The sequence below is a fragment of the Bradyrhizobium sp. HKCCYLRH3059 genome, assembly GCF_051168035.1.
Taxonomy (GTDB): domain Bacteria; phylum Pseudomonadota; class Alphaproteobacteria; order Rhizobiales; family Xanthobacteraceae; genus Bradyrhizobium.
The window spans coordinates 693,367-716,949 of sequence record NZ_JBNPUF010000001.1; the positions used below are offsets into that span (position 1 = coordinate 693,367).

The 23,583-nt window shown below is 66.2% G+C and carries 21 protein-coding genes; 16 read left to right on the forward strand and 5 right to left on the reverse strand.

All coding sequences use genetic code 11. From position 1 onward, the window contains the following. Positions 1-59 precede the first annotated feature (59 nt). A complete protein-coding gene (locus tag ACQR13_RS03250; RefSeq protein ID WP_315715034.1) occupies positions 60-1,169 on the forward strand; it encodes an HD-GYP domain-containing protein in 1,110 nt (369 codons plus the stop codon). 112 nt (positions 1,170-1,281) lie between these two features. Next, entirely contained in the window at positions 1,282-2,583 is a 1,302-nt protein-coding gene (locus ACQR13_RS03255) for a cytochrome P450 (protein WP_316183721.1), read from the forward strand. 8 nt (positions 2,584-2,591) lie between these two features. Here the strand turns inward: ACQR13_RS03255 and ACQR13_RS03260 are convergent, their stop codons facing one another. Then, the gene (locus ACQR13_RS03260; RefSeq protein WP_434862572.1) at positions 2,592-4,166 is read right to left on the reverse strand and encodes an AMP-binding protein; all 1,575 of its coding nucleotides are present in this window, start codon (positions 4,164-4,166) and stop codon (positions 2,592-2,594) included. 155 nt (positions 4,167-4,321) lie between these two features. Here ACQR13_RS03260 and ACQR13_RS03265 point away from each other — a divergent pair, with 155 nt between their 5' ends. Both ACQR13_RS03265 and ACQR13_RS03270 read left to right on the forward strand, forming a co-directional pair. Then, entirely contained in the window at positions 4,322-5,146 is an 825-nt protein-coding gene (locus ACQR13_RS03265; RefSeq protein ID WP_316226035.1) for an RnfABCDGE type electron transport complex subunit D, read from the forward strand. Next, positions 5,143-6,471 (forward strand): DUF2330 domain-containing protein, encoded by a 1,329-nt coding sequence (locus ACQR13_RS03270; RefSeq protein ID WP_315715038.1) that lies wholly within the window; start codon positions 5,143-5,145, stop codon positions 6,469-6,471. Before ACQR13_RS03265 ends, ACQR13_RS03270 begins: the two co-directional genes overlap by 4 nt. Positions 6,472-6,489: 18 nt before the next feature. On the opposite strand, the gene ACQR13_RS03275 is transcribed toward ACQR13_RS03270, so the two are convergent. After that, the gene (locus tag ACQR13_RS03275; protein ID WP_315751825.1) at positions 6,490-6,900 is read right to left on the reverse strand and encodes a VOC family protein; all 411 of its coding nucleotides are present in this window, start codon (positions 6,898-6,900) and stop codon (positions 6,490-6,492) included. Positions 6,901-7,012: 112 nt separating this feature from the next. Here ACQR13_RS03275 and ACQR13_RS03280 point away from each other — a divergent pair, with 112 nt between their 5' ends. From ACQR13_RS03280 to ACQR13_RS03320, 9 genes are all read left to right on the forward strand, one after another. Next, a complete protein-coding gene (locus tag ACQR13_RS03280; protein ID WP_316166327.1) occupies positions 7,013-7,987 on the forward strand; it encodes a Bug family tripartite tricarboxylate transporter substrate binding protein in 975 nt (324 codons plus the stop codon). 208 nt (positions 7,988-8,195) lie between these two features. Next, positions 8,196-8,489: a DUF3551 domain-containing protein gene (locus tag ACQR13_RS03285; protein ID WP_315715041.1), complete on the forward strand. Its 294-nt coding sequence runs from the start codon at positions 8,196-8,198 to the stop codon at positions 8,487-8,489. Between the two features lie 144 nt (positions 8,490-8,633). Further along, the gene (locus ACQR13_RS03290) at positions 8,634-9,251 is read left to right on the forward strand and encodes a hypothetical protein (RefSeq protein ID WP_315715042.1); all 618 of its coding nucleotides are present in this window, start codon (positions 8,634-8,636) and stop codon (positions 9,249-9,251) included. Further along, positions 9,238-9,618: a winged helix-turn-helix domain-containing protein gene (locus tag ACQR13_RS03295; RefSeq protein ID WP_315715043.1), complete on the forward strand. Its 381-nt coding sequence runs from the start codon at positions 9,238-9,240 to the stop codon at positions 9,616-9,618. The genes ACQR13_RS03290 and ACQR13_RS03295 overlap by 14 nt, the downstream gene beginning before the upstream one ends. A 36-nt stretch (positions 9,619-9,654) precedes the next feature. Beyond that, positions 9,655-10,398: a di-trans,poly-cis-decaprenylcistransferase gene (locus ACQR13_RS03300; protein ID WP_315751826.1), complete on the forward strand. Its 744-nt coding sequence runs from the start codon at positions 9,655-9,657 to the stop codon at positions 10,396-10,398. A 69-nt stretch (positions 10,399-10,467) separates the two neighbouring features. Next, entirely contained in the window at positions 10,468-12,414 is a 1,947-nt protein-coding gene (locus ACQR13_RS03305) for a tetratricopeptide repeat protein (protein ID WP_434862573.1), read from the forward strand. Positions 12,415-12,566: 152 nt separating this feature from the next. Then, positions 12,567-13,667, forward strand: a complete 1,101-nt coding sequence (locus ACQR13_RS03310) for an HlyD family secretion protein (RefSeq protein WP_315825621.1) — start codon at positions 12,567-12,569, stop codon at positions 13,665-13,667. A gap of 8 nt (positions 13,668-13,675) precedes the next feature. Further along, a complete protein-coding gene (gene rbbA, locus ACQR13_RS03315; protein ID WP_315825822.1) occupies positions 13,676-16,423 on the forward strand; it encodes a ribosome-associated ATPase/putative transporter RbbA in 2,748 nt (915 codons plus the stop codon). A gap of 3 nt (positions 16,424-16,426) precedes the next feature. Next, positions 16,427-17,551: an ABC transporter permease gene (locus ACQR13_RS03320; RefSeq protein WP_315751829.1), complete on the forward strand. Its 1,125-nt coding sequence runs from the start codon at positions 16,427-16,429 to the stop codon at positions 17,549-17,551. Positions 17,552-17,632: 81 nt separating this feature from the next. On the opposite strand, the gene ACQR13_RS03325 is transcribed toward ACQR13_RS03320, so the two are convergent. Beyond that, a complete protein-coding gene (locus ACQR13_RS03325) occupies positions 17,633-18,454 on the reverse strand; it encodes an outer membrane protein (RefSeq protein WP_434862574.1) in 822 nt (273 codons plus the stop codon). A 331-nt stretch (positions 18,455-18,785) separates the two neighbouring features. On the opposite strand from ACQR13_RS03325, the gene ACQR13_RS03330 reads away from it, so the two are divergent. Beyond that, on the forward strand, positions 18,786-19,055 hold the full coding sequence (locus ACQR13_RS03330; protein WP_316166325.1) for a hypothetical protein: 270 nt from the start codon (positions 18,786-18,788) through the stop codon (positions 19,053-19,055). 152 nt (positions 19,056-19,207) lie between these two features. Next, positions 19,208-20,569 (forward strand): UDP-N-acetylglucosamine-peptide N-acetylglucosaminyltransferase, encoded by a 1,362-nt coding sequence (locus ACQR13_RS03335; RefSeq protein WP_434862575.1) that lies wholly within the window; start codon positions 19,208-19,210, stop codon positions 20,567-20,569. A gap of 27 nt (positions 20,570-20,596) precedes the next feature. Here ACQR13_RS03335 and ACQR13_RS03340 read toward each other — a convergent pair whose 3' ends face one another. Together ACQR13_RS03340 and ACQR13_RS03345 are read right to left on the reverse strand one after the other, a co-directional pair. After that, positions 20,597-21,157 carry a hypothetical protein gene (locus ACQR13_RS03340; protein WP_316183727.1) on the reverse strand — a complete coding sequence of 187 codons (561 nt, stop codon included), beginning with the start codon at positions 21,155-21,157 and terminating at the stop codon, positions 20,597-20,599. Positions 21,158-21,247: 90 nt separating this feature from the next. Continuing rightward, positions 21,248-22,837: an ATP-binding protein gene (locus ACQR13_RS03345; RefSeq protein ID WP_316183728.1), complete on the reverse strand. Its 1,590-nt coding sequence runs from the start codon at positions 22,835-22,837 to the stop codon at positions 21,248-21,250. Positions 22,838-23,112: 275 nt separating this feature from the next. Here ACQR13_RS03345 and ACQR13_RS03350 point away from each other — a divergent pair, with 275 nt between their 5' ends. Continuing rightward, positions 23,113-23,574, forward strand: coding sequence for a DUF1348 family protein (locus ACQR13_RS03350; RefSeq protein ID WP_434862576.1), 462 nt, complete (start codon positions 23,113-23,115; stop codon positions 23,572-23,574). Positions 23,575-23,583: the final 9 nt, after the last annotated feature.

Genomic DNA, 23,583 nt, shown 5'->3' on the forward strand with positions numbered 1-23,583 from the left:
GCGACGAACCCGTATCCCGGTAACTTGCATGGGCAGCAAACCGCAGGGGGCGAGCACGTATGAGCGCGACAGCCAAGCAGACCGTGACCCAGACCGCGAACAGGCGCCATCTCCTGCTCGCGTCGGATCGCGGTGACCAGAGCAGCGAGCTGGCGCGCATCCTGCGCTCGGTCGGCGACGTCGACATGATGCCGACCACCGAAATCCCCGAGAACCCCGGCAACCGCTTCTCCGGCGTCATCGTCGACATAAACCTGCGTTCGCCCGAGAGCGTGCAGCGGGTGCGCAAGAAGCTGTCGTCACGCGCCTATAGCGACGTGCCGCGGCTGTTCGTGCTCGCGGAGGCGCTGCACCACGCCACCATGCAGGCATGGGCGCTCGGCGCCACCGATACCATCGCGCGGCCGTTCAGCCCCGCCGACGTGCTGCAGCGCATCCGCTCGGCGCTTCCCGCCGACGACGGCTATGACGAGACCGATCGCGGCAAGCTGCTCAATCGCGGCGTCGAGGCCGCGCAGGCCATCATGGTCAAGATCTTCGAGAAGCTGCCCACCGGCGCGCATCTGACGATGGAGGACATCGTCGCGGCCGAGAACAAGATCCTGAAGGCGATCAAGCACTCCTCGCTGCGCGAATGGATGACCGTGGTCGGCTGTCATCACAACGACACCTATCGGCATTGCCTGTTCGTGACCGGCCTTGCGGTCGGCTTCTCGATTCATCTGGGCATGCGCGACGACGACCAGCGCCGGCTGGTCCGCGCGGCGCTGCTGCACGACGTCGGCAAGGCATTCATCCCGGTCGCGATCCTCGACAAGCAGGGCAAGCTGACGGCGGAAGAGATCGCGCTGCTGCGCCAGCATCCGCGCCGCGGCTACGAGGCGCTGTGGCGGCAGGGCGGCTTCCCGCCGGAGATGCTCGACGTCATCCTGCATCACCACGAATTCCTCGACGGCTCCGGCTATCCCGACGCGCTGCACAACGAGCAGATCAGCGACATCGTGCGCCTCACCACGATCGTGGACATCTACGCCGCGCTGATCGAGCACCGCGCCTATCGGCCGGCCTTCACCCATGCGCGCGCGTTCCAGATCATGGAGAACATGGGCCCGAAGCTCGACCAGCAGCTGCTACAGGCGTTCCGCCCGGTCGCGATGGGCGCGCATTGACGCGATCGCCTGAGAGCGCATCCATCGCCCGAGGGTAGCCGCTCGACGCAAGTGCATCTCGGCCGAGGCGCACTATCCTACCCGCCAATCGGTGAAAGGCGGGAGGAGCAGCATGGGCGCAGCCGAACAGGCCGGCGAGGTCATTCCCGGGCACATCGCCGCCGCGCTGGTCGATCCGGCCTGTTATGCCGACCACCGCATCCATGATGCCTATCGCTGGCTGCGCGCCAACAATCCGCTCGGGCGGGCCGAGCTCGATGCGTTCGATCCGTTCTGGGTGGTGACGCGGCACGCTGACATTCTCGCCATCAGCCGTCAGAACGATCTGTTCCACAATGCCGACCGTGCGACCACGCTGACCAACAAGGCGGTGCTGGAGCGCGTTCACAAGATTACCGGCCAGCCCAATCTCGTGCGTTCGCTGGTGCAGATGGATGCGCCGGACCATCCGAAATATCGCGCGCTGACGCAGGGCTGGTTCATGCCGGCCAACATCGCCAAGTTCGAGCCGCGCATTCGCGAGATCGCGCGGGCGACCGTCGGCCGCATGGCGGCGAAGGCCGCGGCGAATGGCGGCGTCTGCGATTTCGTCGCCGACGTCGCGCTCCATTATCCGCTGCACGTGATCATGGAGATTCTCGGCGTGCCGGAGGAGGACGAGCCGCGCATGCTCAAGCTGACGCAGGAGCTGTTCGGCCCGCAGGATCCGGACACGGCGCGGGTGCGGGAGGCGCTGTCGGCCGAGGTGTTCGCGGCGATGCTGCAGGCGGTGGTGGCCGATTTCGCCGCCTACTTCCAGCGCATCACCGAAGACCGCAAGGCTCATCCGCGCGACGATCTCGCCACCGTCATTGCCAACGCCAGGATCAATGGCGAGGACATGCCGCTGCACGACCGCACCAGCTACTATATGATCGTGGCGACCGCGGGTCACGACACGACGTCGTCGTCCACGGCAGGCGCGATCTGGGCGCTGGCGGAAGATCCCGAGCAGTTCGCGCGCGTCAAGGCCAATCCCGAGCTGATCCCGGGCCTCGTCGACGAGGCGATCCGCTGGATGACGCCGGTCAAGCATTTCATGCGCAGCGCCACCGCCGACACCGAGCTCGGCGGACGCAGGATCGCCAAGGGCGACTGGCTGATGCTGTGCTACGCGTCCGGCAATCGCGACGAGGCGGTGTTCGAGCAGCCCGACACGTTCCGCTGTGACCGCAAGCCGAACCGCCACGTCGCGTTCGGCTATGGCGCGCATCTCTGCCTCGGCCAGCATCTCGCCAAGCTCGAGATGCGCATCCTGTTCGAGGAACTGCTGCCGCGGCTCACATCGCTGTCGCCGGCAGGGCCGGTGCTGATGACGCGGGCAACGTTCGTGAACGGACCGAAGAAGCTGCCGATCCGCGTCACGATGGGCTGACGCGGCGCTCAATCCAGCAGCTTGCGCAGCTCGGCCTTTGCGACCTTCTCCAAGGTTGAGCGCGGCATCTCGTCGACCAGCTTGACCTCGCGCGGCACCTTGAAGTCGGCGAGCCCGGCGCGGCAGGCGGCCAGCACCTTGTCGGGCAGCTCCTCGCGCGCGATCCCGGGCTGCGGGATCACGAACGCGACCGGCACCTCGTCCAGCATCGGATGCTTCCTGGCGACGACGGCGGTCTCGCGTACGCCGGGCACGGTGATGATGACCTGCTCGATCTCGGACGCCGCGACGTTCTCGCCGCCGACCTTGAGCATGTCCTTGGTGCGATCGCCGAACTTGATGAAGCCGTCGGCCAGGCGCGTGACGCGGTCGCCGGTCAGGAAGAAGCCGTCGGCATCGAAGCTCGTGCGCGTCGCTTCGTCGTTGTAGAGATATTCGGCGAACAGCGACAGGCCGGGCACGCCCTTGATGGCGAGATTGCCGGTGGCGCCGACCTCGGTCGGCCGGCCGTCATCGTCGGTGATGCGGATGGTGTATTCCGGCGCCGCGCGGCCGATCGACATCGGCGCGTTCGGCTGATCGACCTCGCCGACGATGCCGTGGGTGATGGTCTCGGTCATGCCCCACCAGCCGATGATCTTGATGCCGAACTTGGCGAAGGCGGGCGGCTCGGACACCGCCGTGCCCCACAGCCGGAACTTGTGATGCTTCGGCACGTCCTGGTCGAGCAGCGCCTTCATGCAGAACGGGATGGTCGAGGTCCAGGTGCTGCCATGCTCGAGCGCCGCGCTCCAGAACCGGCTCGCGGAGAAGCGCGGCTGGATCACGCAGGTCGCGCCGACCCAGAGTGTGGCAAGCATCGAATAGGCCAGCGCGTTGGTGTGGAACAGCGGCAGATAGGTCTGGTGCACGTCGCCCTGATGCAGGTCCTCATGGACGGCGTTGACCTTGGCGCCCCACAGCGCGTTGGCATGCGTCCACAGCACCGCCTTCGGCCGAGACGTCGTACCCGAGGTGTACTGCACGCTGCACGGCGCCAGCGGATCGGCCGGCCGCCGCGGCCGATCGGCGCTGTCGGCAAACAGCGCTTCGAAGCGCTCGCCTCGTTCGACGGCCGACGCCTCCGCCTGACCCGGATCGTGCGAGATCACGGCCATCCATTTGAGGCCGCGGCAATGCGCTGCGATCATCTCGGCATAGGCCGGCTGCGTGATCGCAGCCACCGCGCGACAGTGCTCCGCGAAGTAGCTCATCTCGGCGGCTGCCGAGCGCGTGTTGGTCGTGACGGCGAGCGCGCCCAGCTCGACGCAGGCAAACCAGGCAAGCATCGCCTCGACGCAATTGTCGAGATGGATCAGCACGGCATCGCCGGGCTGGACGCCGCGCTTGACCAGCCCGGCCGCCAATGCGCCGACACGCTCGTGAAACTCGCCATAGGTCCAGCGGCGCGCCGGTGCCTCGAACGGCGCCGAGATCAGGAACGGATGATCGCGCCGGGTCTCGCTGCGCAGCTTCAACAGCCACGGCACGTCCATGCCGTCGAACGGCGTCACCGTGCCCGCTGCCATCGTCGTTCCCGTCATCTTCGCTCCCGTCGTTCTTGAGTACGGCCTGTCTCCGGCCGCTTCGTTCTCGTCGTCATCTTCTGCCACCTTGCGCCGTCGCGATCAAATCGGGATTGAACCCGTCTCCGTTCGCGGGCGACCAATGGCGCGGCAAGACACGCCCGGAGGTTTGCATGCAGGCCGAGCCACGACCATGGCGGCTGCCCGATGCCCGCTATTTCCAGATCGCGGCATTGGCGACGCTGCTGGCGATCAATTTCGCCATGATCGATTTCGGCGCGCGTCCCGCAGCGAGCGTGGTCGCGGTCGCCATGGCGCTGCTCACGCAAGTGGTCTGCTGCCGCATCTCCGGCGCGCCGCTCGATCTCAAGTCACCGCTGATCACCGGCCTGTCGCTCAGCCTGCTGCTGCGCGCCGACGCGCTGTGGCTGCATGCGGCGGCAGCCGTGATCGCCATCGGCTCGAAATTCGTGCTGCGCGTCGACGGCAAGCACGTGTTCAACCCGGCGGGGCTGGCGATCGTGGTGCTGCTGTTCAGCTCCAAGGGCGTGTGGATCTCGCCCGGCCAATGGGGGACGGAGATCTGGTTCGCGAGCCTCGCCGGCTTCTTCGCGATCCTGGTGCTCGGCGCCTCTCGACGCGCGGACATCGCATTCTATTTTTTCGCCAGCCATGCCGCACTGCTGCTGCTGCGCGCCGCCTGGCTCGGCGATCCCCTGGCGATTCCGCTGCATCAGTTGCAGAGCGGCTCGCTGCTGATCTTCACCTTCTTCATGATCTCCGACCCGCGCACCTCGCCGGACTCGCGCGTCGGCCGGCTGCTGTTCGCGCTGAGCGTTGCGGTCGCGGCGCACTACCTCACCTTCGCCATGCAGATGCGGCCGGCGCTCTACGTGTCGCTGATCGCGCTGTCGCCGCTCACGCTGCTGCTCGACCGGCTCGTCCCTGAGACCCGCTTTTCCTGGCGTTCGCCCGTTCCCGAAGGAGTGTCGACATGACCCTGCGTTACAGCAAGCTCTTCCGCACCGGCGTCGCGGCCGCCGCGATCCTGGCGAACGCAGCGATGGCGCCCGCGAATGCCTTTTGCGGCTTCTATGTCGCCCAGGCCGACGCGAAGCTGTTCAACCAGTCATCGAAGGTCGTGCTGGCCCGCGACGGCGAGCAGACGGCGATCACGATGGCCAGCGACTTCGAGGGCGACGTGAAGGAGTTCGCGGTGGTCGTCCCCGTGCCGACCTTCATCGAGCGCAAGCAGATCGGCGTGGTCGAGCCGAAGACCATCGACCATCTCGACAAATACACCGCGCCGCGGCTGGTCGAATATCATGATGCCGATCCATGCGCGCCGGTCGTCGTTGCGGCGCGGGCGATGCCGGCGGCGCCGATGATGGCAGGCGCTGTCTACGAAATGACCCGGCGGAACTACGGCGTCACCGTCGAGGCCAGCTACGACGTCGCCGAATACGACGTGCTGATCCTGTCGGCGCAGGAGAGCGACGGACTGACGCGCTGGCTGACCGACAACGACTATCGCATCCCGCAAGGCGCCGAGGCCGTGCTCGGCAGCTACATCAGGCAGGGCATGCGGTTCTTCGTCGCGAAGGTCAATGTCGAGCGGATGAAGGGGATCGGCAACGGCTCCCTGCGGCCCCTGCAGGTGCGCTACCGGAGCGCCAAGTTCATGGTGCCGCTGCGGCTCGGCACGGTCAACGCCAGGGGACCGCAGGACCTGATCATCTATGCGCTCACCAGGAGCGGCCGCATCGAGGCGGCCAACTATCGAACGGTGAAGATCCCATCCGATATCGATGTTCCGCTCTATGTGAAGGACGAGTTCGGGCCGTTCTACAAGGCGCTGTTCGAGCGGGCGGTCGCGCGCGAGAACATGCAGGCGGTGTTCGTGGAATATGCCTGGGACATGGGATGGTGCGACCCCTGCGCCGCCGATCCCATGAGCAACAAGGAACTGGTCGAGCTCGGCGCGCGCTGGATCGGCAGCGACGATGACACCGCCTTCAGTCTCCGCCGGGGCACGGCCGGAGCCAGCGCCTTCGTGACCCGGCTGCACGTGCGCTACGATGCGAAGTCCTTCCCCGAGGACATCGTCTTCGCCGAGACCAAGGACCGCAGCAATTTCCAGGGCCGCTATGTCCAGCACCATCCCTGGCGCGGCGAGGCGTCCTGTGCCGCGGCGAAGACCTACCGGGACAGTCTCGCCGCACGTTTCGCCACGCAGGCGACGGATCTCGCGCAACTGACCGGATGGTCGCGCAGCGAGATCATCGCGAAAATGGACAAGAGCGGCGAGACCGTGACGAAATGACCTAAGGGCGGCCTCGGCTCAATCCTGATACGAGGAGATCTCGATCAGGCTGCCGTCGGGATCGCGGCAATACACCGAGCGCAGCGTGCCGCGCGCGCCCTGCTTGGCGACCGGGCCCTCCTCGATGGCAATGCCGAGCGCCTCGAGATGCGCCACCACCTCGTCGGGGGTGCTGGTGGTGAGGAAGCAAACGTCGTCGCTGCCGGCCGCGACATGGTCGGCCGTGAACCAATCGACCTTGTCCGCGTCCTTCGGTCGCACGTTGATCTTCTGGTTCCCGAATAGCAGCGACGTGCGCCTCGCCTTGCCTTGTCCGGGATCGAACACCTGGACCGTCATGCCCAGCACCTGTTGGTACCACGCCGTCGTGCGGTCCACGTCGGCGACATTGATGACCAGATGATCGAGCGCATCGACCTTGACCGGCATGGGGCTCTTCCCTCCTGATGGGGCATCGATCTCGCCGCAATCGCGGCACTCTGCTACAATCGATCCCGGCGGCTCGTTAACCGCCGCTCAACGATAATGCCTGAGGAAACGCATGATTTCACGTCGTACCGCGCTTGGTCTGATCGCCTCCGCCGTCCCGTCCATCGCTGGCGTTCGCAAGGCGTCCGCGGCCGACTATCCCACCCGTCCCGTCCGCTTCGTGGTGGGTTATCCTCCGGGCGGCGCGACCGACATCCTGGCGCGGCTGATCGGCCAACGGCTGTCCGAGACGCTCGGTCAGCAGTTCATCGTCGAGAACAAGCCGGGGGCCGGCAACAATATCGGCACCGATGCCGTCGTGAACGCGGCGGCCGACGGCTACACCGTGCTGCTGGTCAATCCGGCCAACTACATCAATGCGAGCCTCTACACCAATCTCAAGTTCAACTTCGTCCGCGACATCGCGCCGGTGGCCTCGTTCAACCGCGTCCCCAACGTGATGACCGTCAACAAGGACATCGAGGCCAAGAACGTCGCCGAGTTCATCGCCTATCTCAAGGCAAACCCCGGCAAGGTGAACATGGCCTCGTCCGGCAACGGTACCTCGGTGCATCTGTCGGGCGAGATGTTCATGGCGATGACCGGAACCAAGATGCAACACGTGCCCTATCGCGGCGCGGCGCCCGCGATCACCGACATGCTCGGCGGCCAGGTGCAGGTCATCTTCGACAACATGCCCTCCATCATCCAGCACATCCGCTCCGGCTCGTTGCGAGCGCTCGGCGTCACCACGCAGCAGCGTTCGCCGCAATTGCCGGACGTCCAGGCCGTCGCCGAGACCGTACCCGGTTACGAGGCGAGCGCGCTGTTCGGCATCGGCGCGCCGAAGAACACGCCAAAGGAGATCGTCGAGAAGCTCAACAAGCAGGTCAACACCATCCTGGCCGAGCCCGAGATCAAGGCCCGTCTGGTCGATCTCGGCGGCGAGCCGCTGATCCAGTCGCCGGAGCAGTTCGGCGCCCAGATCGCCGCCGAGACCGAGAAGTGGAAGAAGGTCGTCGAGTTCGCCGGCCTGAAGGTCGAATGAGACGACCTGGCGACGCCGCAATCGCTGGGCCGCGTGCCGCGACGGGTCTTCGATGAGGCGCCGGCCCGCGAGACGGGCGTCGAGGGCTGAAGGTGACGTGCCGCGCATGCGACACGTCACGGCCTTGGTTGGTGATCCGTTCCGCCGATTTGTCGTTTTTTGACCATGCCGGTGTGGTGCAACCCTCCGGCCAAAAGAGGAACAGATCATGCGCAAGGTTATGATGATGGCAGCCGGCCTCGTCGGCGTTGCACTTGGTGGCGGTATCGCGCCGGCCTCCGCAGGCGGTTACGACTATCCCTGGTGTGTGCAGGGCCGAGGCGTCGGTTACCCCGGCGACTGCTCCTATCAGACCTTCGAGCAATGCCGGGCGAGTGCCTCCGGGCGCAATGCAGGCTGTGGCATCAATCCGCGCGTCGCGTTCGATCCTGCCCGCCGCGGCCCCTCGGTCTATGTCGACATGCCGCCGCCGCGCCGCGTGCACCGGTATCAGTATTACTGACGCCTCTACGGAGCGGGTTGGCACGCGCGGCCCAGCGGCTGACGCAGGCGCGCTTCCGGAATCGCGCGGGCTTGCATCGACTTTGCGTTCGTATATACTTTGTATTGCAAAGTTAAACGAGCCGTTCCGGGCCTCAGGTGAGACATGCGCGACCTCGATAAGGCGCTGGCGGACATCATCGCGATCCGCAGCCAGCTTGCGGCGGGCACGGCATTTCGCGGCTACGGGCCGGCGACGATGGCCGCGACCTCGGCCGTAGCGCTGGTCACTGCGCTGCTTCAGCAGCTGTTTCTGCGCGACCCGACGGCCGACGCGTGGACGTTCCTGCTCGGATGGGCGGCGGCAGCCTGCGTGTCGCTGACGATGATCTGGTTCGAGATGCGGGCGCGGTCGCGCCGGCATCATTCCGGCCTTGCGGACGCGATGATTCATCAGGCGGTCGAGCAGTTCCTGCCAGCGGGCATCGCTGGCGTCCTGCTCGCGGTGCTGCTGTGGAAGTTCGCGCCGGAGGCGCTGTGGATGCTGCCGGGCCTGTGGCAGATCCTGATGTCGCTCGGCGTGTTCGCGTCGGTGCGCTCGCTGCCACGCACGGTGGCGCTTGCCGGGGCGTTCTATTTCATGGCCGGCTTCGCCGTGCTGCTGGTCGGCAGCGCCACGCATGCGCTGTCGCCCTGGACGATGGGGCTTCCGTTCGCGATCGGACAGGGGCTGATGGCGGGCATTCTGTATTTTGCGACCGGAGAGTCCGATGTCGAAGACTGACGGCAGCGCGCCGTTCTCCTATGACGGCCTCGATCGCGTCATCCACGAGAAGGCACGGCTCGGCCTGCTCACCTCGCTGATGGCGCACCCGAAGGGTCTCGCTTTTGCCGACCTCAAGCAGCTCTGCGGGCTGACGGACGGCAATCTGTCGCGCCATCTGCAGGTGCTGCAGGAAGCCGGTCTCGTCGAGGTCACCAAGGGCTATGAGGGCAATCGCCCACATACCACCTGCCGGCTGACCAAGGCGGGACGCCGCCGCTTCCTCGATTATCTCGCCGTGCTCGAGCGCCTCGTCCGCGACGCCGCGGCCGCTGCCGGCAAAGAGCATACGCCATCGTCGGTCGGCCTGATCCCGGGCCGCATCTGAATCGCGCATCGCACTTTTTTGACCTGGAGCTTTGCAATGCAAAGTAGTCTGCAACCTAAATCGCCTGCTGTGGTGGATGGCCTGCATGTCGGCATCATCATGGACGGGAACGGCCGCTGGGCGACGCGCAAGGGCCTGTCGCGGCTGCGCGGGCACGAGGCGGGGGTCGAGGCGATCCGGCGCGTCGTCGAAGCCGCGCCCGACCAGGGCATTGGGACCCTGACGCTGTATGCGTTCTCCAGCGACAATTGGCGACGCCCGCGTGCCGAGGTCGCCGCCTTGATGGCGCTGTTGCGGGTCTATCTCGCCAGCGAGGTGGAGTCGCTGGTACGCAACGGCGTCCGCCTCACCGTGATCGGCCGTCGCGACCGGCTGCCCGGCGGCATCGCCGATGCGATCGGCCGGGCCGAAGCGGCAACCCGCGACGGCAGCACCCTGCATCTGCGCATCGCCGTCGACTATTCGGCGCGCGACGCGATCCTCGAGGCCGCGGCGAAAGCCCGCGAAATCGACGGCCTGACGCGTGCGGCGTTCTCCGACCTCGTGACCGGCGAAGCCGGCTTGCGCGACGTTGACCTGATCATCCGCACCTCCGGCGAGCAGCGCCTGTCCGATTTCCTGCTCTGGGAAGGCGCCTATGCCGAGCTGCATTTCACCCAGCGGATGTGGCCCGATTTCGATGCCGCAGATCTGGCGCAGGCGCTCGCCTCGTTCCGCGGCCGCGAGCGCCGCTTCGGAGGACTCGAGGCGGTGCCGCTGGCGCCGGCACCGGTCGCCTGACGACGGCCCAATCTTTCCGCACATCGGGGAATCATCTACCGCTCGCAGCACGAGCGCAGAGATCCCCTGATGAAGCACAAGCAGCGCCGGCCTGCCGGCAAGCCTCCGGTCAGATCCGGATCGATGGGCCACACCGATACGCCCGATGCGCTGTGCGCCGCCGCCCTGCGGCTGCTGCGCGCCGGCCAGCTCGCGCAGGCCGAGGATGCGTGCCGCCGCGCGTTGACGCTGGACGGGGCCTCGCTCGACGCGCTGCGTGCGATGGGGCAGGTCTGCCTGGCGCTCAAGCGCGCCGATGATGCGATCGAGTGGTTTGCCCGCGCCGTTCGGCAGGACATGTCCGCAGCGGAGTCCTTCGTCGGCCTGGCGCAGGCGCTGCGGCTCGCTGGCCGCACCGATGAAGCGATCAAGGCCTATGATCGCGCGCTGCAGCTGCAGCCGGACGCGATCGAGAGCTGGGATGCGCTTGGCGAACTGCTGCAACTAAGGCAGCGACACGCCGAGGCGGCGCTGGCCTGTGACCGGCTGCTGCAGCTCGCGCCCGATCGTGCTGCGACCTGGTTTCGTCTCGGCGAGGTGCTGGAAGCCCAGGGCCGGCGCGACGAGGCGGCGCTGGCCTTCGATCAGGTGGCGCAGCTCAGGCCCGATCACCTCGAGGCGGCCAACAAGGCCGGAGCGCTTCATTTCGATGCTGGCCATTACGAGCAGGCCATCTCGCGCTTCGGGCAGTCGCTGGCAGTGATGCCGGATCAGGCGGGTGTGCTGTACCTGAACGGCATCGCGCTGCGGCGGCTGCGCCGCTACCAGGAAGCCGAGACTCTCGGCCATCGCGCGCAGGTGCTGGCGCCTGACAATCCCGACTTCGCCAATGGCTATGGATGCATCCTGCAGAATCTCGGCCGTCACGATGACGCCGTCGCCATGTTCGACAAGGCGATCGCGCTCCGGCCGCAGACCGCGGATTTCCACAATCATCGCGGCACGTCGCTGGCCGAGCTGCATCGCTTTGCAGAGGCGTTCGAAAGCTTCGATCGCGCCGTCGCGCTGAAGCCTGATCTGGCCGATGCGCATTGGAACGCGGCGCTGTTCCGGCTGCTGACCGGCGACTTCGCCCGCGGCTGGGCGGCGCGCGAATGGGGACGAAAATGTCGCGCCGTCGGCTTCGTCGAGCGCAGCTTCGAGGCGCCGCTGTGGCTTGCGGACGCGCCCCTCGCCGGCAAGACGATCCTGCTCCATAGCGACGAGGGGCTCGGCGACACGATCCAGTTTTCGCGCTACGCCACCCTGGTGGCCGCGCAGGGCGCGCGCGTCGTGCTCGAGGTGGACGCGCCGCTGCAGCCGCTTCTGTCCGGCCTGGATGGCGTGGCGCAGTGCCTTGCCCGCGGCATCGATGCGCTGCCTGCCATCGACTATCACTGCCCGCTGTCGAGCCTGCCGCTCGCCTTCGCCACCCGGCTCGACACCATCCCTGCTGCGCCGTGCTATCTGCCGCGCCCTCCCAAGGCGCGCCGGGCGATCTGGGAACAGCGACTCGGTCCGCATGACCGCTTGCGGGTGGGCCTGGTCTGGTCGGGCAACCCCGCGCATCTCAATGATCACAACCGTTCGATTTCGTTGCCGACGCTCGCGCCGCTGCTTGAGACCGGCGCGCGGTTCGTTAGTCTGCAGAAGGAGCCTCGGCCGTCCGACAAGGCCGCGCTCGCCGCGCGCGACGACATTCTCGATCTCACCGCCGACATCCGTGACTTCGTCGATACGGCGGCGCTGATCGACAATCTCGACCTGGTCATCACCGTCGATACCAGCGTGGCGCATCTGGCCGGCGCGCTGGGCAAGCCGACCTGGATCATGCTGCCCTTCACGCCGGACTATCGCTGGCTGCTCGGCCGTGACGACAGTCCCTGGTATCCGAGCGTGCGGCTGTTCCGCCAGGACACGCGACGTGACTATGCCGACGTCGTCGCGCGCGTGCGCGAGGCGCTCGCCGCACAGCTCGCGACGGTCAGCGTGTGCTGAACGTTTGAGCACCAACGACGCCATAACTGAAACGTGATCGGTTGGCTGAGCCGCCGGCACGTGCCGCCCGATGGCGATTGAGCTGCGTCAACGGATTTCTGCGTGCGTATGGCACACGGTACGCCTGCTTCAGCGACGAAGGCGTTTTTGGAATGAATCAGCAGGAATCCGAGCTTGTCAGTGACATCCGGCCTGTTCGGGATACGCATGCTGCGCCCGGCGCTGTCGTTCCCTCGTCGGCGGTGTCTGTTCCCGTGTCCCATCAGCCGCGGCGCAGGTGGGCGTTGTGGCCGTTTCTGCTGCTCGTGCTCGCCGTCGGGGCGGCCGGTGGTGGCGGCTACGTCTGGTGGCAGCGCCTGCATCCGCCGCTGCCGGTGGGCATCAGCGTCAGCAACGGCCGCATCGAGGCTGACGAGATCGACATCGCGACCAAATATGCCGGGCGCGTTGCCGAGCTGCGCGCCGATATCGGCGATCGCGTCGAGGCCGGGCAGATCGTGGCGCGGATGGACACGAAGGAGCTGCAGCAATCGCTGTCGAAGGCGCAAGCCCAGGCCGAGCAGGCGCAGCACGTCGTCGACCAGGCCCGTGCCAATCTCGCGCAACTGCAGGCGCAGAAGACGCTCGCCGAGCAGGAGATGGAGCGCACCCGCAGCCTGCTGCAGAGCGGCTGGACCACACGCGAGCTGGCCGATCAGCGCCAGCAGGCGCTCGACAATGCGACCGCCGGCCTTGCCGGCGCGCAGGCGCGGATTTTCGAAGCCGAACGCGGGCTCGAAGCGGTTCGTCACGACGTCGCGCTCTACACCGTTCAGATCGCCGACAATTCCTTGATCGCGCCGAAGCCCGGCCGCATTCAATATCGTCTCGCCAATGTCGGCGAAGTTCTCGCCGCCGGCGGCAAGGTCTTCACCATGCTGGACATCGGCTATGTCTACATGGACGTGTTCCTGCCGACCGAGGAGGTCGGCAAGGTCAAGATCGGCACCGAAGCGCGGATCGTGCTCGATGCCTATCCGGATCGTCCGATCCCGGCGAAAGTTGCGTTCGTGGCGAGCCAGGCGCAGTTCACGCCGAAGACGGTCGAGACCCGCAGCGAGCGTGACAAGCTGATGTTTCGCATCCGTGTACGCGTCGATCCGGATAGACTGGCTGCGCATGCCGATGCCGTGAGGAGCGGATTGCCGGGCGTGGCGTATGTCAGGTGGAATCCCGACGTCGCATGGCCGGCGCGTCTGCAAGTCTCGCCATGATGGCCGACATGATCGGCGATGCGTCTCCGGTCGCGATGGTCAGGAACGTCTCGCAGCGCTATCGCGGCGTGATCGCGCTCGACAACGTCTCGATCGACATTCCCGCCGGCCGCGTGGTCGGGCTCATCGGCCCGGACGGCGTCGGCAAGTCGTCGCTGCTGTCGATCCTGGCCGGCGCGCGCGCGATCCAGGACGGGCAGGCGCGCGTGCTCGGGGCCGACATGGCGGACCGGCGCGCCCGCACGCAGGTGTGTCCGCGGATCGCCTACATGCCGCAGGGTCTCGGCAAGAATCTCTATCCCGATCTCAGCGTGCGCGAGAACATCGCGTTCTTTGCCCGGCTGTTCGGCCAGTCGAGGTCCGAGCGCGACTGGCGCATCGCCGAGCTGATGGAGGCGACGGCGCTGTCCGATTTCGCCGACCGGCCGGCAAAAAAGCTGTCCGGCGGCATGAAGCAGAAGCTCGGCCTGTGCTGCTCGCTGATCCATGATCCCGATCTGCTCATCCTCGACGAGCCGACCACCGGCGTCGATCCGCTGTCGCGCCGGCAGTTCTGGGACCTGATCGACCGTCTGCGCGCGCGCAGCGCGGCGGGCATGAGCGTCATCGTCGCCACCGCCTATATGGAGGAGGCGGAGCGTTTCGACTGGCTGATCGCGATGAACGACGGGCGCATCCTCGCGACCGGCACGCCGACGGAGCTCAAGGCGCAGACCCACGCGGCGTCGATCGAGGACGCGTTCGTCGCGCTGCTGCCCGACCGGCCGGCGCGCGACCGCGCCGAGATGCCGGCCAAGTCCGAGCTCGACGGCAGCCACGAGACCGTGATCGTCGCGCGCGACCTGACCTGCCGCTTCGGTGATTTCACCGCGGTCGACGGCGTGAACTTCCAGATCCGCAAGGGCGAGATCTTCGGCTTCGTCGGCTCCAACGGCTGCGGTAAGACCACGACGATGAAGATGCTGACGGGGCTGCTGCCTCCTAGCGCCGGCGAGGCGCTGATCTTCGGCCGCTCCATGGAGGCCGGCAATCATGAATCGCGCAGCCGCGTCGGCTACATGTCGCAGGCGTTCTCGCTGTATGGCGAGCTCACCGTGCGGCAGAACCTGGTGCTGCATGCGCGGCTGTTCCATCTGCCGCTGGCCGCTGCCGGGAAGCGGATTGCCGAACTGGTCGAGCGCTGCGACCTCACCGACCATATCGACAGCCTCGCGGCCGATCTTCCCCTCGGCATCCGCCAGCGCCTGTCGCTCGCGGTGGCGATCGTCCACGGACCCGATCTGCTGATCCTGGACGAGCCGACGTCGGGCGTCGATCCGGTCGCGCGCAATCAGTTCTGGCGCCTGCTGATCGAACTTTCGCGTCAAGATGAGATGACGATCTTCGTCTCGACGCATTTCATGAACGAGGCGGCGCGTTGCGACCGGCTGTCGCTGATGCATGAGGGGCGGGTGCTGGCGACCGACACGCCGGACGGCCTGATCCGCGCCAAGGGCGCGCAGACGCTGGAGCAGGCGTTCATCGCCTTCCTCGAGCAGGATGCCGGCGTCGCCGATCCGCCGGTCACGCTGACCCAGGCGCGACCCTATCCACGCCCCGCCGATCGGCCGCGGGACGAGCAACGGCAGGCCGCCGTCAGCCCGCGGCGGCTGCTCGCCTATACGATCCGCGAAGGTCTCGAGCTGATCCGTGACCCGATCCGGCTGATGTTCGCGCTGTTCGGAACGGCGTTCCTGATGATCGTGATCGGCTTCGGCATCTCCACGGACGTCAACAACCTGACCTTCGCCGCGCTCGACCGCGATCAGTCGCCGGAGAGTCGCGCCTATCTGTCGGAGCTCAGAGGCTCGCGCTATTTCGTCGAAAGGCCACCGCTCGCCAACTATGCCGAGCTCGAACGGCGGATGAAGAGCGGCGACATCAAGGCCTCGATCGAGATCCCGCCGAACTTCGGTGTCGACATCAAGCGCGGCCGGCCGGCCTTCGTGTCGGCCTGGATCGACGGCGCGATGCCGTTCCGCGCCGAGACCATCCGAGGCTACCTCGAAGGCACGCATCAGCTCTATCTCTCCGATCCCGCCGTCAAGACGACGCAGCCGTTGCCGGCCTCGCCGGTCAATGTCGAGATCAGGTTCAAGTACAACCAGTCCTTCGACAGCATCTACGCGATGGCCCCAAGCACGATCGCACTGCTGCTCGCGCTGTTTCCGGCCATCCTGATGGCGCTCGCGGTCGTGCGCGAGAAGGAGCTGGGGTCGATCACCAATCTCTATGTCACGCCGGTGACGCGGCTCGAATTCCTGCTTGGCAAGCAGCTGCCTTACATCGCCGTCGCGCTGGTGAATTTCGCGCTGATGTACGTGATGGCGATGGTCCTGTTCCGAGTCCCGCTCAAGGGCGCCTTTCTGCCGCTGATGGTCGGCACCTTGGTCTACGTCGTCACCACGACCGGCTTCGGCATGCTGATCTCGACCTTCTGCCGCACCCAGATCGCGGCCCTGTTCGGGACCGCGATCCTGACCGTGCTGCCGGCCACGCAATTCTCGGGCATGCTGGTCCCGGTGTCGTCGCTGTCCGGCGTGGCCAAGCTGATCGGCATGGTCTTCCCGATGACGTACTACCGCCCGATCGCGGTCGGCACCTTCACCAAGGGGCTGGGCTTTGCCGATGTCGGCGCCGACATCCTGATCCTTTTGATCTTCATTCCCGTCCTGACCGGGTTCAGCCTGGCGATGCTGCCGAAGCAGGAGGCGTGAGCCATGATGCGCTCGCTCTCCAACGTGTTCTGGCTCGGAACCAAGGAGCTGCGTAGCCTGTTCGGCGACGTCGTGCTGATCGGGCTCGTGATCTATTCGTTCACCGTGGCGGTGATCAGCCAGGCGCAGAGCAGTTCGCAGGAGCTGCATCGCGCCTCGATCGCCGTCGTCGACGAGGACAGCTCCGAGCTGTCGCGCCGGATCGCCAGCGTATTCCAGCTGCCTTACTTCCAGCCGCCTGTCTACATCAGCCAAGGCGAGGTGGAGCGGCTCATGAACAGCGGCCGCTTCACGTTCGTGCTCGACATCCCGCCGAATTTCCAGCGTGACGTCCTTGCCGGGCGCAAGCCGTCGGTGCAGGTGAACGTCGATGCGACCGCGATGATCCAGGCGGGAATCGGATCCGGCTATGCGCTGCAGATCATCAATACGGAGGTCGCCTGGTTCGTCGCCCGCTCCGAGACATCCTCGTCCGCCCCGGTCAACCTGGTGACGCGGATCGCGTTCAATCCCAACGTCACGACGGCCTGGTTCGAAGGCGTGATGGGCATCATCAACAGCGTCACCATGCTCGCGATCATCCTGGCCGGCGCGGCGCTGGTGCGTGAGCGCGAACATGGCACCATGGATCATCTGCTGGTCATGCCGCTGTCGCCCTTCGAGATCGCGATGTCGAAGATCTGGGCCAATGCGCTGGTGATCGCGGTCGCCGTCGCCATCGCGCTCTACGCCGTCGTGCGGTGGTATCTGCGCGTGCCCATCATGGGCTCGATCCCGCTGTTCATGGTGGGCACCGTGCTGTATCTGTTCTTCGCGACCGCCGTCGGGCTGTTTCTCGGCACCATCGCGCGGTCGATGCCCCAGCTCGGTCTGCTCTATATCCTCGTCGCCGTGCCGATGAACCTGTTGTCGGGCGGGATGACGCCGGTGGAAAGCCAGCCGGTGTGGCTCGCCACCATCATGAAGGCGTCGCCGTCGACGCATTTCGTGTCGTTCGCCCAGTCGATCCTCTATCGCGGCGCCGGCATCGATGTCGTCTGGCCGCAATTCGTAGCGGTGGCGGCGATCGGCGCGGTGGTCCTGGCGTTGACCTTGCGCCGCTTCCGGGCGGCGATCGCGGCGGCCTGAGCCCGCCCTCGACCCTAACAAAAAAGCCTCGGCACTGGGCCGAGGCTCTTCCTTGAATGGCGTCGCTATGGATGACGGCGATCAGTAGCGCGCGGCCGCCGGGCCGCCAAACTTGTAGTTCACGCCGACCCGGACCGTGTGGAATGAGAAGTCCTGGGACAGGCGCTCGACGTAGTTCGAGCCGGGCGGGGCGAAGGCGCTGCCCGGGACGTAGGCCGAGGTGTAGTTGATGCTGCCGAGGTCGGTGTAGAGATACTCTGCCTTGACGGTCCAGTTCGGTGCGAACGCATGCTCGACACCCGCGCCGACGGTCCAGCCGACCCGGGTCTCGTTGGCCGAGGCGGTCTTGGTGTAGCCGTTTGCCGAGGTCAGATCCCAGCTGCCCTTGACATTGCCGACCGCGAGACCGCCAGTGACGTAGAACAGCGTCGTATCGACCGCGTAACCGGCGCGGCCGCGCAGGGTCATGAACCAGTCGTTCCGGATGCTCTCGTTGAAGGTGCGGGTCGTGGGCGGGTTGGCCGCCGTGTAGACAGTCCGCTTGTTGAGGTCCGATCCGTTGATGTCGGCCTCGATGCCGAAGACGCCGGCGCCGCTCTGCCAGTTGTAGCCGGCCTGGAGACCGCCGAGCACGCCGGCCGGATTGAGCCGGTTGTTGCTGATGTTGACGAACTCATTCTGGAAGGCGGCGCCCTCGACCGCCCAGCTGCTGGTCTGGTCCAGCGTCGTGTTCAAGTTCGACCGGCCCCAGCCGTAGCCGACGCTGCCGCCGAAGTAGAAGCCGGTCCAGTTGTAGATCGCGACCGGAGGGGGAGCCTTGGTGTAGCGGGCCGGCAGATCCGCGGCGAATGCGCCGAGCGAGCTGGCGAGGAGCAAAGAGACGGCTGAGGCAAGAGTCTTCATCGGTCACAATCCTCAATCAAAATCAGCAACATTGAGACAAGCTTTTCTCACAATTCGGCCGATTAGGCTGTAGTTCAACTACAACACTCGTGAGCGTAAGTATCTGTGACGACGTCACTTTCCGCGCGTGTGGTCTTAACCTTAAGTCATTGTAAATCCGACGAGGCGGTCAACTGATACCGAGCCGTTTCGACGAAGCGGACAATCGGCCGCACCGCGTTAGTCAAGGATTCGCCAACCATCCGGGCACGCGGTCTTGCCCGCTAACGATTTCGCAAATCGGGCGCGTGCACCTTCGGCGCGTCCTGGGGGACGGAGAGGGGAGAGCATCATGATGATGAATGGGGAAGCGGTTCTCGAGAACGTGCGGCGCTATCGGACCATCGCCTCCTTGTACCGCCAGACTGCGGCATTTCGCCCACATCAGCGTGACTCGCTGCTGGCGCAGGCGGCCGAATGGGAAAGCCGTGCGGTCGCCGAGCTCGAGGATTATTTCGTCGCTCGCCAGGCACCATCGCAACCGCCGGCGAACATCAACTACAATATTGGCCATCACGGGGCCTCCTACCGGCCGTCGCACCGGCAGATGGCGGCCGCGTAGTTCTTCGGACACAGCGCGTCATTCCTGCGGCGCGATCGGCGCCCGAGCGACAGCGAGGGAGTTGTCACAGCGCGTCTCCATTTCATCCGAAGGCCGGGGTCTGGCGCAGGACTTGCTGGGTCTGATGTCAGCTCCGCCATGGATGGACCTGAATGAGATCGCTCGGGCGCGACCGCGGCATGTGTGCCTGGGACGATTTCGCCCGGTCGTCGACCGATGCCCGGCTGTCGCTGGCGCAGGCGCGATCGGGGCAAATTCCGCCATTCCTGCTGCTATCGGTGCCCGGCATGAGCGCCGGCGAGCATCGCCTTTGCTCCGAGCTGTGGACCCGCGACCGGATCGCCGCCAGCAGCGCCGAGCGGGCGCGGCTGGATTTTCGCTTCGATCTGACATTCCGCGACAAGCTTCGTGTCGGATACCTTTCAAACGACTTCCACGACCACGCCACGGCGCATCTGCTGATCGAAGCGCTCGAGGCGCATGACCGCGATCGCTGCGAGCTGCATGCGTTCTCGTTCGGCGCCGACGATCGCGGCGCCATGCGGGGCCGGCTGCACGCCGTCTTCGACGGCTTCCATGATGTGACCGCGCTGAGCGACAGCGCCGCTGCGGCCGCGGTGCATGCCGCGCAGATCGATATTCTGGTTGACCTCAAGGGCTATACGCGCGGCGCCCGGACCGGCATCCTGATGCTGCATCCGGCGCCGGTCCAGGTGAATTTCCTCGGCTATCCCGGGACGCTGGGCGGCGACATCTGCGACTACATCATCACCGATCCGTTCATGACGCCGCTGGCCGTTGCGGGCGATTATTCGGAGAGTTTTGCCTACATGCCGCATTCGTACCAGCCGCACGGCCGGGCGGCGCTGGGCGCGGCGCCGACCCGTGCGGAGGTCGGCCTGCCGGACGCCGGCATCGTGTTCTGCTGCTTCAACCAGGCCTACAAGTTCACGCCCGCGGTGTTCGACCTGTGGTGCCGCCTGCTCGACGCGACGCCGGACAGCGTGCTGTGGCTGCTGGCGTCCGATCGGGCCGAGGGCAATCTGCGCGGCGAGGCGCTTCGGCGCGGCGTGGCGCCCGGTCGCCTGGTGTTCGCGCCGGAAACGACGCAAGGCGAGCATCTGCGCCGGCTCCAGCTCGCCGATCTCGTGCTCGACACCGCGCCCTATGGCGCCCACACCACGGCGAGCGACGCGCTGTGGGCCGGCGTGCCGATCGTGAGCTGCGCCGGGGATACGTTTGCCTCGCGGGTGGCTGGCAGCCTGTTACATGCGGTCGGATGTCCCGAGCTCATTGCATCGGACGAGGCCGACTATCTGGCGGTGGCGCTGACGCTCGCCGCCGAGCCGGATCTGCTGCGGGCGGCCAAGGCCAGGCTCTGGCGCAACCGGCCGGCCGCGCCGCTGTTCGACGCTGCCGCCTATGCCCGGTCGCTGCAGGATCTCTACGACCAGATGTGGCACCGCCGCAGCAGCGGCGGCGCGCCAGGGCCGATCTGGGCGTCGAAGTCTTGAGCAGGGACGAGGCGGGCCTGCTGCGCCTTACTGCGTCGCCATGCGTCCGGCAGCGAGGATCCCGATCAGGGCCGTCAGCGCGCCGACGCTGGTCGCGTTGATTGCGACGAGCGACCCGTAATTGGAGTTGGCGACCTTCATCAGCGGCGCGCCAAGGCGGGCATCGATCAGCAGATAGGACACGAAAGGCAGTCCCAGCAAAGGCAACGACATCAGGCGCTCCGCTGGCCGGAACAGCAGCGCGCCGAGCAGAGCGCAAGGCAGCAGGAACAGCTCGACGCCGCTCTGCGCGCCGAACAGCTTGACGGAGAACACCGTGTTGGCCGTGCCGGTCAGGACCATCAGGGCGCGGCCGGCGAACGGATTGCGCCGCGCGAGCATGGGCACGCTGGCAAACAACGGCGTCGTAAGCAGCGTCAGCCACGCCGGCCACGCCGCCGTGCCTACGATGGCATGGAGATAGAGCGGATAGAACGGCTGGTTGGAGACGATGACCAGCGCGACCTTGGCGGCGATGTCGGACTGCGGGTCATCGGCCGACGCATAGGCCTGCACGGCGGCCAGCCCGCGTGAAAACATCTGAGCCATTCAAGTCCCTCAGCTCCGCAAGAAGGTGCGCATCACCGGCCCGGAAACGCGCGCCCCTGCAGGCCGGATCATGCGTCGCGCATCGCACGGTCAAGAGTTCAGTGCGGTCCGCAGCATGCGTGCGAGATCGGCGCTCTGATACGGCTTGGTGAGCAGCAGCACACCGGCATCGAGGCGGCCGTGGTGAACGATCGCGTTCTCCGTATAGCCCGACGTGTACAGCACCTTGAGGCTGGGACGCCGCTTCAGCGCCTCGATCGCGAGCTGGCGGCCGTTCATTCCGCCAGGCATGATGATGTCGGTGAACAAAAGATCGATCCGCGTCGCGCTGTCGATCAGCGCCAGCGCCTCGTCGGCCTTGCTGGCCGCGAGCGTCGTGTAACCGAGCCGCTTGATCTGGGCGATGACATATTCGCGCACCAGCGAATCGTCCTCGACGATCAGGATCGTCTCGTCGCCGCGCTCCATGCCCTCGGCGCCGATGGTCGACAGTGCGGCATCGGCATCGGCATTGGCCTGCGGCAGGTACAGCTTGACCGAGGTTCCGTGCCCCGGCTCGCTGTAGATCTTGATGTGACCGTTGGATTGCTTGACGAAGCCGTAGACCATGCTGAGGCCGAGGCCGACGCCCTTGCCGACGTCCTTGGTGGTGAAGAACGGCTCGAACACCTTGTCGAGCAGGTTGGCGGGAATGCCCTCGCCGGTGTCGCTGACCGCGATCATCACGTAGTTGCCGGGGATCACCTCCGGGTTCATGCGCGCATAGGCGGCGTCGAGCAGCACGTTCTTGGTTTCCAGCGTGAGCTTGCCGCCGTTCGGCATGGCATCGCGCGCGTTGAGCGCGAGGTTCAGGATCGCGGTCGACAGCTGGCTGGGGTCGATCATCGCCGGCGCCGAATCGTGCGCCAGCATGGATTCGATCTCGATCTGCTCGCCGAGCGTCCGGCGCAGCAGGCGCGCGGTGTCGACCACCATGCCGTTGATGTCGACGCTGCGCGGCTGCAGCGGCTGGCGGCGGGCGAACGCCAACAGGTGCTTCGTCAGGTCGGCGCCGCGCGCCGCCGCCGAGTTGATCAGGCTGGTGATCTGCACCAGCTGCGGCCGGTCCTTCACCGCCTCGGCCAGGATCTCGATGGTGCCGGTGATCACGGTGAGGATGTTGTTGAAGTCGTGGGCGACGCCGCCGGTGAGCTGCCCGATCGCCTCCATCTTCTGCGCCTGCCGCACCTGCGCTTCGGTGGCCTCGATCTCCTGGAACCGCCGGACCATGGCTTCCGCACTGCGCCGTTGCCGCGTCTCCTCCTCGAGCTGCGCATAGGCGTTCCGCAGCTCGGCGCGGGACGGCATCGTCAGCACCCGCGGCAGCAGCAGCAGCAGCGCGGCGGCGATGCCGACCGACATGAAGGCCAGGAAGCCCTTGGTCGCCGCCTCCAGGCTGTAGGCCGGAACCCAGATCGTGAGCACCTCGATCAGCCGTGTCAGCCCGCAGACGGACACCCACAGCGCGAAGGCCCAGAAGATGTAGCTGAACTGAAAGTCGCGGCGGCGATAGACGATGAAGGCGAGCACAAACGCGATGGTGAAGAAGGCGAAGGAGATGAGGATGTCGGACACCGTGTTCACCCAGATCAGCTCAGGTGTCCACAGCAGGCACTCGCCATGCGGCGTGAGCATCGACATGTCCGATATCCCCAAAAGTGTGGCCGACGGACCGTGTCGCCCCCGCGGCGCGGTCGGTTCCCTTAGCAGATCATCGAATTTCCGTTGAGCACACAAGGGTCCTGACTGTCGCGACGCGCACATTTGGTAGAGGGGCACCGCAGGCATGGGCCTTCGCACGTCCGCCGGATTGCATGCGGCCGAGCTTGTGCCGGGAGCTCCGTTCGACATAGGCGGCTTGACGTACTGTACCAATCGGTACAGTATATGCGAAGTGGTACACAAGGAGATGTCCCGTGAGCACTCTCGCCCCGCCATTTACGCTGCAGACCGCCACCCAGAAGGTGCGCATGGCCGAGGATGGCTGGAACAGTCGCGACCCCGAGCGCGTGTCGCTGGTCTACACGCCCGACAGCCGGTGGCGGAATCGGGCCGAGTTCATCACCGGCCGCGCCGAGATCGTCGCCTTCCTCTCCCGCAAATGGGCCAAGGAGCTCGACTACCGCCTGATCAAGGAAATCTGGGCCCACAGCGACAACCGGATCGCGGTGCGCTTCGCCTATGAGTGGCACGACGACAGCGGCAACTGGTTTCGCTCCTACGGCAACGAGAACTGGGAGTTCGACGCGCAGGGACTGATGCAGCGCCGTTACGCCTGCATCAATGACCTGCCGATCAAGGCGGTCGATCGCAAATTCCACTGGCCTCTCGGGCGCCGGCCGGACGATCATCCCGGACTGACCGACTTGGGACTTTGACGCAGGGAG

Bases quoted from the DNA above. Each gene is read 5' to 3' on its own strand.
- ACQR13_RS03330 (WP_316166325.1), top strand. From the start codon at position 18,786: ATGATGATGAATGGGGAAGCGGTTCTCGAGAACGTGCGGCGCTATCGG.
- ACQR13_RS03275 (WP_315751825.1), bottom strand. From the start codon at position 6,900: ATGCCGGTCAAGGTCGATGCGCTCGATCATCTGGTCATCAATGTCGCC.
- ACQR13_RS03320 (WP_315751829.1), top strand. From the start codon at position 16,427: ATGATGCGCTCGCTCTCCAACGTGTTCTGGCTCGGAACCAAGGAGCTG.
- ACQR13_RS03285 (WP_315715041.1), top strand. From the start codon at position 8,196: ATGCGCAAGGTTATGATGATGGCAGCCGGCCTCGTCGGCGTTGCACTT.
- ACQR13_RS03305 (WP_434862573.1), top strand. From the start codon at position 10,468: ATGAAGCACAAGCAGCGCCGGCCTGCCGGCAAGCCTCCGGTCAGATCC.
- ACQR13_RS03255 (WP_316183721.1), top strand. From the start codon at position 1,282: ATGGGCGCAGCCGAACAGGCCGGCGAGGTCATTCCCGGGCACATCGCC.
- ACQR13_RS03265 (WP_316226035.1), top strand. From the start codon at position 4,322: ATGCAGGCCGAGCCACGACCATGGCGGCTGCCCGATGCCCGCTATTTC.
- ACQR13_RS03325 (WP_434862574.1), bottom strand. From the start codon at position 18,454: ATGAAGACTCTTGCCTCAGCCGTCTCTTTGCTCCTCGCCAGCTCGCTC.
- ACQR13_RS03250 (WP_315715034.1), top strand. From the start codon at position 60: ATGAGCGCGACAGCCAAGCAGACCGTGACCCAGACCGCGAACAGGCGC.
- ACQR13_RS03300 (WP_315751826.1), top strand. From the start codon at position 9,655: ATGCAAAGTAGTCTGCAACCTAAATCGCCTGCTGTGGTGGATGGCCTG.
- ACQR13_RS03310 (WP_315825621.1), top strand. From the start codon at position 12,567: ATGAATCAGCAGGAATCCGAGCTTGTCAGTGACATCCGGCCTGTTCGG.
- rbbA (WP_315825822.1), top strand. From the start codon at position 13,676: ATGATCGGCGATGCGTCTCCGGTCGCGATGGTCAGGAACGTCTCGCAG.
- ACQR13_RS03260 (WP_434862572.1), bottom strand. From the start codon at position 4,166: ATGACGGGAACGACGATGGCAGCGGGCACGGTGACGCCGTTCGACGGC.
- ACQR13_RS03280 (WP_316166327.1), top strand. From the start codon at position 7,013: ATGATTTCACGTCGTACCGCGCTTGGTCTGATCGCCTCCGCCGTCCCG.
- ACQR13_RS03290 (WP_315715042.1), top strand. From the start codon at position 8,634: ATGCGCGACCTCGATAAGGCGCTGGCGGACATCATCGCGATCCGCAGC.
- ACQR13_RS03345 (WP_316183728.1), bottom strand. From the start codon at position 22,837: ATGTCGATGCTCACGCCGCATGGCGAGTGCCTGCTGTGGACACCTGAG.
- ACQR13_RS03295 (WP_315715043.1), top strand. From the start codon at position 9,238: ATGTCGAAGACTGACGGCAGCGCGCCGTTCTCCTATGACGGCCTCGAT.
- ACQR13_RS03340 (WP_316183727.1), bottom strand. From the start codon at position 21,157: ATGGCTCAGATGTTTTCACGCGGGCTGGCCGCCGTGCAGGCCTATGCG.
- ACQR13_RS03335 (WP_434862575.1), top strand. From the start codon at position 19,208: ATGAGATCGCTCGGGCGCGACCGCGGCATGTGTGCCTGGGACGATTTC.
- ACQR13_RS03270 (WP_315715038.1), top strand. From the start codon at position 5,143: ATGACCCTGCGTTACAGCAAGCTCTTCCGCACCGGCGTCGCGGCCGCC.